The 15,656-nt window shown below is 59.7% G+C and carries 12 protein-coding genes and 1 tRNA gene; 6 read left to right on the top strand and 7 right to left on the bottom strand.

The genetic code is table 11. The features are described 5' to 3' along the window. Positions 1-211: 211 nt before the first annotated feature. From OU26_RS02135 to OU26_RS02115, 5 genes are all read left to right on the top strand, one after another. The gene (locus OU26_RS02135) at positions 212-1,543 is read left to right on the top strand and encodes an MFS transporter (RefSeq protein WP_026646253.1); all 1,332 of its coding nucleotides are present in this window, start codon (positions 212-214) and stop codon (positions 1,541-1,543) included. A gap of 164 nt (positions 1,544-1,707) precedes the next feature. Further along, on the top strand, positions 1,708-3,264 hold the full coding sequence (locus OU26_RS02130; RefSeq protein ID WP_026646254.1) for a glycoside hydrolase family 32 protein: 1,557 nt from the start codon (positions 1,708-1,710) through the stop codon (positions 3,262-3,264). 317 nt (positions 3,265-3,581) lie between these two features. Further along, positions 3,582-4,385 (top strand): ABC transporter permease, encoded by an 804-nt coding sequence (locus OU26_RS02125; protein ID WP_033498831.1) that lies wholly within the window; start codon positions 3,582-3,584, stop codon positions 4,383-4,385. 263 nt (positions 4,386-4,648) lie between these two features. Beyond that, on the top strand, positions 4,649-5,707 hold the full coding sequence (locus tag OU26_RS02120) for an ABC transporter substrate-binding protein (protein ID WP_026646256.1): 1,059 nt from the start codon (positions 4,649-4,651) through the stop codon (positions 5,705-5,707). 5 nt (positions 5,708-5,712) lie between these two features. Then, entirely contained in the window at positions 5,713-6,837 is a 1,125-nt protein-coding gene (locus OU26_RS02115; protein WP_152571288.1) for a nucleoside hydrolase, read from the top strand. 52 nt (positions 6,838-6,889) lie between these two features. On the opposite strand, the gene OU26_RS10420 is transcribed toward OU26_RS02115, so the two are convergent. The 7 genes from OU26_RS10420 to OU26_RS02080 form a co-directional block, all read right to left on the bottom strand. Beyond that, complete coding sequence (locus tag OU26_RS10420; RefSeq protein WP_237743753.1) at positions 6,890-7,480, bottom strand: hypothetical protein; 591 nt, start codon at positions 7,478-7,480, stop codon at positions 6,890-6,892. Positions 7,481-7,960: 480 nt separating this feature from the next. Beyond that, positions 7,961-8,752, bottom strand: a complete 792-nt coding sequence (locus OU26_RS02105) for an isoprenyl transferase (RefSeq protein WP_026646259.1) — start codon at positions 8,750-8,752, stop codon at positions 7,961-7,963. A gap of 4 nt (positions 8,753-8,756) precedes the next feature. Continuing rightward, complete coding sequence (recO, locus tag OU26_RS02100; protein WP_026646260.1) at positions 8,757-9,497, bottom strand: DNA repair protein RecO; 741 nt, start codon at positions 9,495-9,497, stop codon at positions 8,757-8,759. 44 nt (positions 9,498-9,541) lie between these two features. After that, positions 9,542-11,167, bottom strand: coding sequence for an alpha/beta hydrolase family protein (locus OU26_RS02095; protein ID WP_026646261.1), 1,626 nt, complete (start codon positions 11,165-11,167; stop codon positions 9,542-9,544). 133 nt (positions 11,168-11,300) lie between these two features. Then, positions 11,301-12,500, bottom strand: a complete 1,200-nt coding sequence (ispG, locus tag OU26_RS02090) for a flavodoxin-dependent (E)-4-hydroxy-3-methylbut-2-enyl-diphosphate synthase (protein WP_026646262.1) — start codon at positions 12,498-12,500, stop codon at positions 11,301-11,303. Between the two features lie 67 nt (positions 12,501-12,567). Then, on the bottom strand, positions 12,568-13,746 hold the full coding sequence (dxr, locus tag OU26_RS02085) for a 1-deoxy-D-xylulose-5-phosphate reductoisomerase (RefSeq protein WP_026646263.1): 1,179 nt from the start codon (positions 13,744-13,746) through the stop codon (positions 12,568-12,570). A 112-nt stretch (positions 13,747-13,858) separates the two neighbouring features. Then, the gene (locus OU26_RS02080; protein WP_026646264.1) at positions 13,859-15,376 is read right to left on the bottom strand and encodes a DivIVA domain-containing protein; all 1,518 of its coding nucleotides are present in this window, start codon (positions 15,374-15,376) and stop codon (positions 13,859-13,861) included. 198 nt (positions 15,377-15,574) lie between these two features. Between OU26_RS02080 and OU26_RS02075 the strand changes: the two genes are divergently transcribed. After that, positions 15,575-15,648 (top strand) — tRNA-Val (locus OU26_RS02075). Positions 15,649-15,656: the final 8 nt, after the last annotated feature.

Raw genomic sequence — 15,656 nt, 5'->3', positions numbered from 1 at the left:
CCCTGTAATTTCAACACTTCTTTAGGTGTTGCAATCATTGACGTCAAACGTTTGACGTCAAACGTTTGACGAATCCCTTGCGATGTGTTATCTTATAGCCATGTTCGCTTTCGGCACGGCAGCTGAGAACGAACCGGCGAAAGCCAGATCAACATTAGAAGCGGTCGATACCGCGCGGCAGCGGCATCGCGAAGAGAAAAAGAGAATCAAAATGGCAAGCAACACACGTTCTGCTTGGAAGAATCCTTCCTACCTGCAGAGCTCTTTCGGCATCTTCATGTTCTTCTGCTCCTGGGGCATCTGGTGGTCCTTCTTCTCCCGCTGGCTCACCGACCCGACCCACGGCCTGGGCATGAGCTCGGCGGAGCAGGGCCAGATCTACTCCATCAATTCCCTCGCAACCCTGGTCATCATGTTCGCGTACGGCGCCATCCAGGACCAGCTGGGCATCAAGCGCAAGCTCGTGATCTTCATCTCCGCGGTCGCGGCGCTCGTCGGCCCGTTCGTCCAGTTCGTGTACGCACCGATGCTGACCGCCGGCGGCACCACCCGCTTCATCGGCGTGCTTCTCGGCTCCATCGTGCTGTCCGCAGGCTTCATGGCCGGCTGCTCCCTGTTCGAAGCCATCACCGAACGTTACTCCCGTAAGTTCGGCTTCGAATACGGTCAGTCCCGCGCTTGGGGCTCCTTCGGCTACGCTGTCGTGGCACTGTGCGCAGGCTTCCTGTTCAACATCAACCCGCTGCTGAACTTCTGGGTTGGTTCCATCTGCGGCCTCAGCATGCTGTGCGTCTATGCTTTCTGGGTTCCGGCCGAGCAGAAGGAAGAACTCAAGAAGGAAGCTGATCCGAACGCAACTCCGACCAACCCGTCCTTCAAGGAAATGCTCGCTGTTCTGAAGATGCCGACCCTGTGGGTGCTCATCGTCTTCATGCTGTTCACCAACACCTTCTACACCGTGTTCGATCAGCAGATGTTCCCGAACTACTACGCCTCCCTTTTCTCGACCACCGAAATCGGCAACGCCACCTACGGCACCCTGAACTCCTTCCAGGTGTTCCTTGAGTCCGCCATGATGGGCGTCGTCCCGATCATCATGAAGAAGATCGGCGTGCGTAACTCCCTGCTGCTCGGCGCCACCGTGATGTTCGCCCGTATCGGTCTGTGCGGCGTGTTCCACGATCCGGTCAGCGTGTCCATCGTCAAGCTGTTCCACTCCATCGAGGTTCCGCTGTTCTGCCTGCCGGCGTTCCGCTACTTCACCCTGCACTTCGACACCAAGCTTTCCGCAACCCTCTACATGGTGGGCTTCCAGATCGCTTCCCAGGTCGGCCAGGTGATCTTCTCCACCCCGATGGGCGCCCTGCACGACCACCTCGGTGACCGCCCGACCTTCTTCACCATCTCGGGCATCGTGCTGGCCGCTCTGATCTACGGCATCTTCGTGATCAAGAAGGACAATCAGGAAGTCGGCGGCGACCCGTTCTACACCGACAAGCAGCTCAAGGCCATGAAAGCAGCCGAAACGGAAGTGAAGGCCTAAGCGTAACCGCCAAAATCGGCAAGAACACAACTAAATCGTGCTGCCCGAAGCGTTTTCCCTTTTTCCGTTTCGGGCAGCATTCTTAAAACTTTTATCTAAAAATTCAATAAGCAACAATTCAACAATCGCAAGATTCAACAATCATTAAGAAAGGCTATTCAACGATGACTGGCTTCACTCCGGACGCACCCGTCCTCCACGAAATCAAGAATCACGACGAAGAACTCGCCAAGGCCGAGGCCGGCGTCGCCGATTTCGCAGCCAAGCGCAACAACCGCTGGTACCCGAAGTTCCATATCGCCTCCAATGGCGGCTGGATCAACGACCCGAACGGCCTGTGCTACTACAAGGGCCGTTGGCATGTGTTCTACCAGCTACACCCGTACGGCACCCAGTGGGGGCCGATGCATTGGGGTCACGTCTCCTCCACCGACATGGTCAACTGGAAGCGCGAGCCGATTATGTTCGCCCCTTCGCTGGAAGAGGAGAAGGACGGCGTGTTCTCCGGTTCCGCGGTGATCGGCGATGACGGCAAGCTCAGGTTCTACTACACCGGCCACCGTTGGGCCAACGGCAAGGACAACACCGGCGGCGACTGGCAGGTGCAGATGCTCGCCGAACCAGACAACGATGAGCTGACCAGCGCCACTAAGCGCGGTATGGTCATTGATTGCCCGACCGACAAGGTGAACCACCACTACCGCGACCCGAAGGTCTGGAAGACCGGCGACAAGTGGTACATGACCTTCGGTGTCTCCTCTGCCGAGAAGCGCGGCCAGATGTGGCTGTTCTCCTCCGATGACATGGTCAAGTGGACCTATGAGCAGGTGCTGTTCGAGCATCCGGATCCGGACGTGTTTATGCTTGAGTGCCCGGACTTCTTCCCGATCAAGGACGTCGAAGGCAACGAGAAGTGGGTTATCGGCTTCTCCGCCATGGGCGCTCAGCCGTCCGGCTTCATGAACCGCAACGTCAACAACGCCGGCTACATGATCGGCACCTGGACGCCGGGCGAGCAGTTCAAGCCGGAAACCGAATTCCGTCTGTGGGATTGCGGCCACAACTACTATGCCCCGCAGTCCTTCAATGACGGCAAGCGCCAGATCGTCTACGGATGGATGAGCCCGTTCGTAGCCCCGATCTGCATGGAGGATGACGGCTGGTGCGGCAATCTGACCCTACCGCGTGAGATCACGCTGGGCGCGGACGGCGACCTGCATACCGCTCCCGTGGCGGAGATGGAGGGTCTGCGCGAAGATTCCTTCGACCATGGCTCGATTAGCTTGGCCATCAACGAAGAACGAATCATCTCCGATGACGCCGAAGCTGTGGAAATCGAGATGACCATCGATCTCAACGCCTCCACCGCCGAACGTGCAGGCTTGAAAATCCACGCCACCGAGGACGGCGCCTACACTTACGTGGCATACGACGACCAGATCGGCCGCGTGGTGGTGGACCGCCAGGCCAACGCCCGAGGCGACCGCGGTTATCGCGCGGCCCCGCTATCGGACGCCGAACTCGCTTCGGGAGAGCTCAAACTGCGTGTGTTCGTGGATCGCGGCTGCGTGGAGGTATATGTGAACGACGGCCGTCAGGTGCTCAGCTCCTACAGCTATGCCTCCGAAGGCCCGCGTGCCATCAAGCTCGAATCCGAGTCCGGTACGCTTGAGGTCAAGTCCTTGATGCTTCATCGTCTGAAGTCCATCGGACTCGAGTAACGAGACGTCTGCCGCGTCATGACATATACGAACGGCAGGCAATCAGCCACAAGGCAGTAGCAAGGGGGAATGTGTCCTTCGCATCGTATGGTGCGGAGGACACATTGTTATATACGACATATATACGTTTGCATCGCGTATGGAAGGTGCCGCCGTTCCGTTTCCTGACTACGGCACTGCGTTTCCGCACCATCGTCTATACTGGCGTGCCGGTAACTGAACATTTCTGGCCGGTGGGCGAACAGGCTCCTCACCTTACTGGTTTCTCGCCACCGACCATGTGCGCGTCCACTTTGACGCAGAAAGCAAGGTGAACGATGGCAAAAGCGCACGTTCAACACAAACTGCTTGACATGATGAAACGTCGTATTCCGACAGTGATCGCCATCGTGTTGCTGCTGGCGGTATGGGAGGCATGGGTACGAATAGAGCATGTGCCGTCCACGATGATCGCCTCCCCCAGTGAGATTGCTCAGGCGACCGTCGAAACCTGGCCCACACTATGGCCGGCGACGCAGGTCACGCTACTGGAAGGTACCGTCGGTTTCCTGCTTGCCGTAGCATGCGGCATCTTGATCGGGATTCTGCTGTACTGCTCCCGTATTGCGAACGCGGCGCTGTTCCCACTGCTGTCCGCCGCCCAGACGATGCCGCTGATTTCAATCGCACCGCTATTTCTGATCTGGTTCGGTTTCGAAATTTCCGGCAAAATCGTGATCGTGGCCGTATTCGGCCTGTTCCCGATCGCGGTGCAGACAATCCGTGGTCTGGAAGCGGTGCCGCAGTTCTATTCGGATGTGGCGCTGACATGCGGCGCGACCCGCGCGTGGACGCTGTGGCATGTGAAGCTGCGCGTGGCCGCCCGGCAAATCTACGGCGGCATCCGCGTCTCCGCCGCCTATATCTTCGCCACCGCCGCCACCGCGGAATACCTAGGTGCGCGCAAGGGCCTCGGCATCTGGCTGCAGGCAGCCTACAATTCGTTCCGCACGCCGCTCATCTTCTCGGCCACGCTGGTCATCATCGCCATCACCGGCGTGCTCATGTGCCTGGTGAACCTGAGTGAGCGCGTGCTGCTCGGGCCCGTAGGCGAGGACGAGGATCCTGATGCCGGGCAGTGAGATCCGCATGCCGGCACAACCCGCTCGTCAGGCCGACCCGTATAATAAGATGCGCTGTCAAGCCAATGTGTGGCAAACCGGCAATGTTCCACGTCTCGGCGTCGTATGGGAAGTCATACGAACGATAGGACACCACAAGGAACGTCGGGGGCATTGGACGAACGGGGGCTGGGCCCTTCGTATCGTTTTCTGCCCGAACTCCGTCCGCAGCATCAATCCCTAGAAAACGGTAAAGCAACGGGATTCAAGGGAAATCGCAAGGAATGAAGAAGACAGTCCTCCACAAGGCAATCGCACTTCTCGGCGCAATCACCATGCTTGCCGGCGTCGCCGCATGTGGGCACAGCAACAATGCCGACGAATCGGGAAATGGTCTAAAAAAAGTGACGTTCATGCTGTCATGGGCGCCAGACACCAACCATATCGGCGTGTATGTGGCGAAAAACAAGGGGTACTTCAAGCAGGTCGGCCTTGATGTGGACATCGTGGCGGTGGCACAGGCCGGCGCCGAACAAGCGGTGAACAACGGCCAGGCCGATTTCGCGCTGTCGAATCTGACCAACGTGGGCATGTACACCACCAAGGGCGCGAAAATCAAACAGGTTATGCAGGTGCAGCAGAAGCCGAGCGCCATCTGGTGTTCGCTCGCCTCGAACAAGGCGATCAAATCCCCAAAGGATTTCGATGGCAAGACCTTCGCCACGTTCGGCTCGAACGAATCCGACGCGGTGATCCGCCGCATGATCCAGACGGACGGCGGCAAAGGCACGTTCGACAAAGTGACCGTGGGCACATCCACATTCCAGACGCTGTCCAGCGGCAAAGCCGATTTTGGCGGCTTCTACGCCACTTGGGAAGGGGTGCAGGCCGATATGTACGGCCCGAAGCTCAACTGCTTCACCGAGCCGGATTATGGCGTGCCAGGCAACGCCGACACCATCGGCATTATCACCAGCGACAAGACCATATCCTCCAATCCGACTCTCGTAAGGAAGTTCGTGCAGGCCACCAAGAAGGGGTATGAATACGCCTACTCGCATCCCGATGATGCGGCCGCGATTCTCGTCAAAGAAGCCCCCGACGCGAATCTCAAGCTCGCTTTCGTCAAGAAGAGCATGAAGACCATCGTGGACGGCCAGTATTGGGGCGATCCGGCGAAGATCAAGGATGGCTCGTTCGTGTTCGGCACGAACGACACCAAGGGCGCGCAACAGTATTTCGATTTTCTCGCCAAAGAGGACGCCTACACCGATTCGCATGGCAAGACAGTACACACCGTGCCGGTGGCCAAGAACATCTCGACCGACGAATTCCTGAAGTGAGTCTGATGTCCGTCAAACGCAAGCTGATTCTCGATGTCGATACCGGCATCGACGACGCGCTGGCTCTGGCGTATGTCTCCACGTTCGACGACGTCGAGTTGCTGGGAGCCATCGGCACCTATGGCAACGTGACAGCCGATACGGCCGTGCGGAACACGCGATATGTGCTGGATTGGCTGGGATTGCGGCATGTGCCGGTTCTCGCGGGCTCCACGCATCCATCATGGGCCGATTCCTTCATCGCGGACGCGGGATGCGCGCAATTCCATGGAACGGACGGCCTGGGTGGATTCGGGCCGGCAGCGGACCCGTCTACATCCGATTCGGCGGGAGCGTTCACGCTAACATCGCGTAGGCTGATTTCCGTAGGCGGCTACAACGTGCACGACCGCCATGCGAATCCTTCCACCGATTCGCTCACGCTTTCATTCACCGCATGCGACCGTACAGAAAGCACGCCTGCCTCGCCGGAAGGCGTACGATTCATCATCGACATGGTCCGCCGGTACGGCAGGGACGTCACAGTGGCGGCGACCGGACCGCTGAGCGACATCGACGCGGCGCTCACCGCAGCGCCGGATATCGCGGACGGATTACGGCTGGTGATGATGGGAGGGACGCTCACCCAAGAGGGAAACTGCTGGGATGCGACCGCCGAAACGAACATCATCCAGGATCCGGAAGCGGCGGATCGTGTGTTCCATTCCGGCGCGGACGTGACCATGGTAGGACTGGACGTCACACACCAGTGTCTGCTGGGAAGCGACGCGACCGCACAGTGGCGCCAGCAGGCTGCGCCGACCGGCGTACGGACGTTCCTTGCCGATATCGCCGATTTCTCGATCGCAGCGAATCTTCATACGGATGCGCGTCTCTTCTCGGCAGGCATGCCATTGCATGATCCCCTTGCCGCGGCCGTCGCATTGGATCCAAGTTTGGTGGAATGCTTCGATCTGCCGATGAAGGTCGAGACGCAAACGGGCGATTTCCACGGCACACGCGGCCGCACCGTCGGCGATCCGGCCGGCCTCATCGACCCGGCCGTGCCCCGCGTACACGTCGCACTGACCGTCGATCATAACCGTTTCGTGGCCGACTTCACCCGTAGAATCGCCGGCATCCGGCGTTGATGTGTGTTGTTTTGGACGAAATCCGGTTTGATTTCGTCCAAAACAACACACATCAACGCCGCGGCACACGTGCCTGCTCCAATCGATATGCCAAAACCTGGGCGTTGTCCAAATCCCTGTAGAACATGCGCACCATATCTACACCGCGCCTACTTAGGCACTGCTGTCGATCGCGTTCATCATCGACGACCTGCCGAATGGTCCGCCCCGCAGTCATCGACGGATCCACGTACTTCTGAACCCCGTCGAACTCCCCCGCGATCAGGGTGCCGTCATCTCGTTCCCAGAGAAAATCCACCCGATGCACACGGCCTGGATGGCTCAGGCAGGGGAACTCGACCTGAACCCTATGCACAGGAAACCCCAATTCGTCCAAAACGGCACGGCACTCCGACTCACCACCGTTTTCAACCCTTCCATCACCTTGGGCAAGTACGGCACGAATGCGTTCCCTGTCCCGAAGCATGGGAATCGCATCCACATATTCCAACATCTGCTCCACGGTGGTTTTCCCCTGCCGCAAAGCGGAATCAATCGGCGCCATCGCATAGCGACGCGGCATCATCGCAGCGCAATCGACAAGCGTACGAAGGATAGAGGTCACGCGCGCACCATCCACAGCCACCGTTTCCGCATCATCCAACACATGGAACCTCACATACCTCTGATTCCTCGGACGGCTGTTTCTGCCAACCGCGACATGAATCGGATGCAACTGCCGGTACGAGCAATCCAAACCATGCATGACCGCCGCGCTCGCGCCGCAGAACGCCCATCGCTCATGCCATTGGGATAGCGAACGGAGAATGTGCCGAAGCCGCTCATGCGGGTCGAGCCGATCCCAATATTCCTTGCCTGCATACAGACCACGATGCACCCGGACAATGTTCCCCTGCTTGACTCGACGTGCGACCACCTTGATGTCCGTATCCCAGAAAGGACGCATGCAACACCGATCCCGCTGCGCCTTCGCAATCAGGAGATTCAGAGAACAATGAGTTTCCTTTTCGCCCATCCGTGCAGTTTAGCGGATGTTGGGGGAAAAGGAAAATGTGTGCTTATTCGGACGAAAACCGGTCTGTTTTCGTCCGAATAAGCACACATTGACGGGAACAAATACCCCCTACTTCTTCACGCCACCGAAACGACGATCGCGGTGGATGTAGTGGTCGATAGAACGCCACAGCACCTCACGGCCGCAATCCGGGAACAGTTCCGGCACGAAATCAAGTTCCGCGTAGGCGGCCTCCCACGGCAGGAAGTTGGAGGTACGCTGCTCGCCGGACGTGCGGATCACCAGATCGCAGTCGGGAATATCCGGGTTGTACAGGTGCTCAGCAATCATCTTCTCCGTCACGCGATCGCCAGAGATCTTGCCGTCACGAACCTCGCGTGCAATCGCTGCGCACGCGTCCGCGATTTCGGCGCGACCACCATAGTTCAGGCAGAACACCACATCGATGGTCTTGTTGTTCTTCGTCTTCTCCTGTGCCACTTCCAGCTCGTCGATCACGGACTTCCACAGCTTCGGCCGGCGGCCCGACCAGCGCACGCGCACGCCCCACTCGTTCATCTGATCGACGCGACGGTGGATGATGTCACGCGAGAAGCCCATAAGGAAACGCACCTCCTGCGGTGAACGCTTCCAATTCTCCGTAGAGAACGTGTATAGGGACAGGTACCGTACGCCCGCTTCGATGGCACCTGCGATGGTATCGAACACCACCGGTTCCGCAGCCTGATGCCCATCGGTGCGGATCAGGCCACGCTGCTGTGCCCAACGGCCGTTGCCGTCCATAATCACGCCCACATGGCGCGGAACCTTGTTCTTGGGAAAATCGGGGATGATCGACGGATCGGAAAATGGTGCCGCCGGAATGTCAAGGGATTTGTAATCGACGTTCTCAAAAGCCATACCGCTAATCTAGCAAGCGCATGGAACGAATCGGCCGCTCCAGATAGTATTCACCCCATTCTTCCACCATTTGGTGGGTTTCCCGCTGAATCGTCTGGGTGACGGGAACGCCGTCCAACTCCCCCCAATCACCTTCCACCAAAGCGGAAAGCCGGCAGAGCGCATCCCACGAAATCGCTTTCGATTCCGGCGTATGGTCAGCTACGCACATCAATCCACCGGCGGGGATCGAAAAATACCAGCCAAGAGAGGCCGAAATCGGTTCTCCGCACACCACGCAAGCGCGCAATCGCGGAGTCCAACCAGCGATTGCCAGCGCACGCAGCACGTACGAATCACCGATTGCGGACGAGTCGTGTGCATGTTTGGCCAGCGCGTTCAACGCGCCCAATACCAGACGATATTGCGCGGCCGCAGGCTCCTTTTCCGTCACGACCAGCTTGTCGGCGGTCTCACAGATCACATTCGCCGCCGTATACGCTTGGAAATCGGAGCAGATCGAACCAGCATACGCGGAAATCGATTCGGCTTGGGACACGACATCAAGCGACCTGCCTTCCGCAATCAGCAGCGACACGCGCATGAACGGTTCAAGACGGCCACCGAATCGCGATTTGGTTCGTCTCACGCCTTTGGCCACGGCGCGGATTTTGCCATGGCCGCGTGTGAGCAAGGTAACGATGCGGTCGGCTTCGCCAAGTTTGACGGTGCGCAGCACCACGCCTTCATCCTGATACAGCGGCAATGCATGCCTTCTTTCCTATGCTTGGCGCGACATACGTGATAGCTTCAGTAAATGAACAGTCCCCAGAACGCGAAAACGAGCAGCACGGAGAACATGGCCACCACCGTCAGCCAGAACATCACACGGCCGAAACGTGTGGAGGCCAGCACCGGCTGACGACCGCTGACGATCTCGCCGATGGCTCCCTTGCGCGGCGGCCATTGCACGATGCCGCGATGGGACGCCTCCTCGATCAGGCGCATGAACACCCGAGACCACGCCCATACCACGGCGATGCACACCACCTGGATGACCGGCCAGCTCCAATACATCACGCCCGGATTCTCGGCGGGCGCGCTGCCCCATGCGAGCTTAACAACACCCATGATCACGTCACCGAGCCCCGCGCAGAACAACACGAACGTGGCCATGGTGGCGATCGTCAACGTGACCAGCGAGTTCTTGAAGCCCCGCGCCATTCCCAGCCGATACCGTCGTCCGTGCGCACGCGCCCAGATCTTGCGCGCCAGCACGACGAGCCACAGCAATCCCACGATAAGCAGCAACAGCACCATGCCGACATGCAGTGCCACCAGATAGATGGTCAGACCACGATTGGCCTTGAGCTCCAACGGAACGGCGATCGATTGGTACATTCTAGTGCCGGCGACGCGTTCGCTGGTTTGCGTGAGCCCCTGCGTGGTGCCGACGGCCCAGTCGACCACATCATCCTCATACGCGTCGGCGAATGGCGTGCCGGAATTGGCTTCGTCGCCGAGCCGAAGCACATGGTTGGCGATTGGATACGTGCGTATGGTGACGTTCCGGTTGCCGGCCTTATGCGCCAAATCGACGATTTTCTCGGTACCTTCCACCTGCGCGGTCATGACGTCCTTCGTACCGTACGCCACCAATGTGGGGATGGCGTAGGCTTTCGGCGTCAACGTGTCGATATCAAGATTGGTGAGGCCGAACAGCGAGGCATCGATACCGAACACACGGCGGACAATCGACTGGTAGCCGTCATGTGCGCCGACGAGCGCGAAGTCCTGCGCGGCAAGGAATCCCAACGAATATCTGGGCTCGTATACCATCGGGCTGAGCAGCACCTGGAAGACCACGTCAGGGTCCCGCTGCAGTAGATACGAGGATATCCACGTGCTTTCGGAAGTAGCGTAAATGCCCACTTCGGAGGCGTCCACCGTATCCATGCCCCTCAGCAGGTCAATAACCTGGTCGTAAATGACCGCCGATCCCGGGTAATCGCGCGTGGCGTCGTTGGTGGACCAGACCGGCTTGTCAAGCACTGCCGTCACGAAGCCGGCGGAGGACAGGTCGGTGGCCATGTCTCCGAAGGAGTTGTCACAGGTTCCGTAGCCGGCCCCATGCATGAAGACCACACCAGGTCGGTTGCCTCCAGCGCCTTTAGGCTCGCGGATAAGCACTTTAATCCGCTGTATCTCACCGGTGGAAGGCCGTTTCGCATTGATGACGACATACCGTTTCGTCACCTCGTAATCGCCCTTCTTCGCCAAAGCCTTGCCGGTGGTGTTTTTGAAGGTCACGGACGTGTCGGCGTCAAGTGTCTCAATGGTCTGTTCGGTCGGCTCATAGTTCCATGAGGAAGCCGTCAGATTGGCTACGGAAACCAAGATGCCCAGCAGAATGATGAAAATAGGCAGGCTCACCATCAGCCGCCGACCGCTTGTCCACGGACGGTGCGGTTCCCGTTGCGGTTCCGCGGAACGAGACGGCTCCTCCCTTCGCTGCGGGGATTGGCCGGCGATTGCTGACTGATGATCCTGCTCTGACACGCCGTCCATTCTAGCAATCGCCGTTTTGCGTCACCGGCACGACCACCGGACCGGTCGCGGAGGGAGGCACCTGGCCGTCCGCTTCCATCTGCGCGGCGATCTCCTGCGCCTTGGCGAGCAGGGTTTCCACGATCTGGTCTTCCGGCACGGTCTGGATGACCTTGCCCTTGATGAAAATCTGCCCCTTGCCGTTGCCGGAGGCCACGCCCAAATCGGCTTCGCGGGCCTCGCCCGGACCGTTGACGATGCAGCCCATGACAGCCACGCGAATCGGAGCCGTCACATCCTTCAGGCCTTCGGTCACGGCGTTGGCCAGCTGGATCACGTCCACCTGGGACCTACCGCAGCTCGGGCAGGAGATGATGTCGAATTTACGCGGACGCAATCCCATGTATTCCAGCAGCTTGCATCCGACCTTCACCTCTTCCACAGGAGGTGCGGACAGCGAGACGCGGATGGTATCGCCGATACCTTCGGCCAGCAAAGCGCCGAACGCCAAGCAGCTCTTGATCGTGCCCTGCCAGGTCGGCCCGGCTTCGGTGACGCCCAGATGCAACGGCCAATCGCCTTTGGACGCCAGCAGACGGTACGTCTGCACCATGGTGACCACATCATGATGTTTGACGGAAATCTTGAAATCGTGGAAGCCGACGTCTTCGAACATGCGCGCTTCCTTCAGCGCGGACGCCACCAGCGCCTCCGGCGTGGGGCCGCCGTACTTGGCATAAAGTTCCTTGTCGAGCGAGCCAGCGTTCACGCCGATGCGCAGGGAGATGCCCGCGTCCGTGGCCGCCTTGCAGATAGAGGGGCCGACCTCGTCGAATTTGCGGATGTTGCCCGGATTCACGCGCACGGCGGCGCAACCGGCATCGATGGCCTGGAATACGTACTTGCTTTGGAAGTGGATGTCGGCAATCACCGGAATCGGCGATTTTTTGACGATTTCCGGCAGCGCGTCGGCATCATCCTGGCTTGGCACGGCCACGCGCACGATATCGCAGCCGGCCGCGGTCAGTTCCGCGATCTGCTGCAGGGTGGCCGGCACGTCAGCCGTCAGCGTATTGGTCATGGATTGCACTGAAATCGGCGCTCCCCCGCCGACCGGCACCGGGCCGACCATGATGCGGCGGGATTTGCGGCGCGGATGCAGCGGGCTTTCGCTGATGTCCGCGTCACCGGTTTTGCGGAACGGTTTTTCGTTTTCTGGCATACGTGATCCTTGACATGTGCGGCGCGCTTCACACACCCCGCTATGGTTTTACGATTACTTTCGCTCTCTACCTGTTTATCAGCTTGTCGGCGCGGTCACGCGCCTCACGTTCGAGTTGGCTCATTTCCTCCACGGAAGCGAACAGCGGATTGCCGCGCAATTCGGCGTCCATCTCGTCGAGGACCTCGCGCACGGTGTCCACGATGCCGAGATACGGCAGCCGATGCTCAAGGAAGGCATGGACGGCCTGCTCGTTGGCCGCGTTGAGCACGGCGGTATGCTTTTCGGACGATTCGAGGCAGTGACGGGCGAGGCTTACCGCGGGGAAGGCCTCGTCGTCAAGCGGTTCGAACGTCCATGTGGCCGCCTTCGTCCAATCGCAGGCCGCGGCGACGTCTCCCAAACGCTCCGGAGCGGACAGGCCGAGGGCGATCGGCATGCGCATGTCCGGCGGCGAAGCCTGCGCGATGGTGGCGCCGTCGCGGAATTCCACCATGGAATGCACGATGGATTGCGGATGCACGGTCACGTCGATGCGGCTCGGTGGCACGTCGAACAGTCGGCTTGCCTCGATGACCTCAAGTCCCTTGTTCATCAGCGTGGACGAGTTGATGGTCACGACCGGCCCCATGTTCCATGTGGGGTGGTTGAGGGCCTGCTCGGGAGTGATGTCAGTCATCTGCTCACGTTTCCAGCCGCGGAACGGGCCGCCGGATGCGGTGACGATGAGTTTGGAGACCTCACCGTGCGTGCCGGCACGCAGCGACTGCCAGATGGCCGAATGCTCGGAATCGACCGGATTGATCTGCTTGTCCCGCACCTGCGAATCGAACAGCAGATGGCCGCCGGCCACCACGGATTCCTTGTTGGCCAACGCCAGCTGCGATCCTGCCTGCAGGGCCGCGATTGATGGTTCAAGGCCGATGGATCCGGTGATGCCGTTGAGCACCACGTCGGCGCCGGAGCCGGCCATGCCGATCACTGCGTCGGGACCTGCGGTCACTTCGACTTCCCCTGCACCGGCCTGTTCCAGCGCCTCGCGCAGCGCGGGAACGGCTTCCTTATGGAAAATCGCGACGGCCGGTACATGGAATTTCGCCGCCTGCTGGGCAAGCAGATCGACGTGCGCCCCACCGGCGGCGAGCCCCGTCACGGTGAAGCGATCAAGATGACGTGAGATAACATCAAGGCCTTGGGTGCCGATGGATCCGGTGGAACCTAGGATTACTACGGTTGATGGTTGCATGGATTATGCGTTTGCTCCCCGTATATGCTGCCGATGTCTCGGCATTGGTTTGCGACTATGTGGAACATGAGAACAGGCCGGCGTTTGCGCCAGCCTGTTCGTCGGAAATACGTCAGTCGAACGACGGGAACGACAGATCCGGAATATCAAGATTCGTGCTGTCGATGCTCGCCGGGAAAAGCGGTTGGACGGGCTTGTCCGTTTTCTGCTTTGTCTGAGCCGGTGGTTCGGGCGCCGGAGCGGCAGGTTTGGTGGACGGAACCGCGGACTCGGATGGCTTCGGCTGCGAAGTTGTCACGGCCGGCGCCGCAGGAGCGACCGGCGCAGGAGACGCGGGCGGCGTGACCGGAGCGGGTGCTGCTGGCGCGGCCGGTTCCGGAGCGAAGGACGGCGGAACCGAAGCCGCAAGCGAACCCAGGCTTGACGTAGCGGCGGGCTTCGTGGTTTCAGACATGGCCAGATTCGGAACCTGCGGAGTGAACGTGTTCTCCGTCACGTTCGCCGCATTGACCGTGTGCGCCAAATGAGCCAAGGCGGCAAGCGAGGAATCGGATTCCGTTTCGGGTTCCGATGGAACCGGCTGGACGGTCGGAGTCTGCGGAGCGGCAGCCTGCGGAACGCTGTCGGCAAGCGGATTGAACACCTGGGTCTCCTCGGACACCTTCGGTTTGGAGGACGGCGTCGCCGTCTGCGGATGGAAGACCGGAGGAACCACCGGCGGAACGGTCGGCGCATCCGTCTTCATTGTGGGCGCGCTCACCGGAGACGCGACCGCAGAAGTGAAGATCTCATGCTCCGCTTTGTTCAATGCATCGAAGGGATCCTTCTCATTGCTCGCCGCAGCGAACGGCACAGCCGACGCGGACGGCGCGGTTCCAGTGGAGGGCGCAGCGACCGCGGGATTCGCGAACAACGGAGTGATCATCGGGGAATCGCCGTCAACGGATGCCGGTGCGATGTTGGACTGCGCCTCTTCGGAAGGCTCTCCGACGAAATCGGCGACACGCGCATACGATTCCAGTCGGGTCAGCAACTGACCACAGGCGGCCAGATAATAATCGACCTGCCTCTCGTCATATCCCCTCTTGCCTTTGCGCTGGGTGAAGACCACGTTGGAAATGGTCTGGGCGTTCACGTCAGCAATCGCCTTGGAATCCTCTTCGCTGATCTGTTCAAGACCCAATTCTCCGGCGGCCTTGGTCAGACATTTGTCGATGACGCGATCCACCTGCTTGCGGTCATAGCTCGGGTTCTTTCCTTCGCCCGGCTTGAAACGCTCTCCCGGCTCGCGTTCGGCATGGGCGTCAAGCTTCTTGAACAGATCCTCGGTCTGCGCCTTCCAGGCGACACGGCCATGCTGGGAAATCTCCCAAGTCGTCTGCTTATCCACCACGGCGCGTTCCAGACGAGCCAGCGCCGCGTCCACCTGGGCGATCACATAGCCGCCCTTGACCAGTTCGAAGGAAACGTTCTGAATGTCATGCTGGGTGAGTTGTGCGCCTTCGCCCTCATACAGCATATGCGCGCGTTCAAGGAAAGCATCCACCTGTTCCGCATCGTATCCCCACTTCCGCTTTGCGGCGCGTGCGATCCCCGATGCGCTCCTCTCGGTTTCAGGTTCCTGTGCCATTGGCGTTCAACCTCCTGCTACACGTATTAACGTCACTACTTTACGTGATTGATTCGACGCAGCCGCCATGAAAGGCCGAATCGGCGATAATAGACCGCATGCCGCATCCTCGGGAAGCCCTCCACCGGCATGGATTTCGTCTCGGATCGCCGACACGCGCGGCCAACATCACAGACATACGGTACAGTGGATTGCTGCGGGCGATTAGCTCAGTTGGTTAGAGCGCCACCTTTACACGGTGGATGTCAGGGGTTCGAGTCCCTTATCGCCCACTCCCCGG

This window comes from Bifidobacterium ruminantium DSM 6489, assembly GCF_000770925.1.
Lineage (GTDB): Bacteria > Actinomycetota > Actinomycetes > Actinomycetales > Bifidobacteriaceae > Bifidobacterium > Bifidobacterium ruminantium.
Note: the sequence above shows the minus strand (reverse complement) of the source record. Positions and strands in the feature narration are given on the sequence as shown.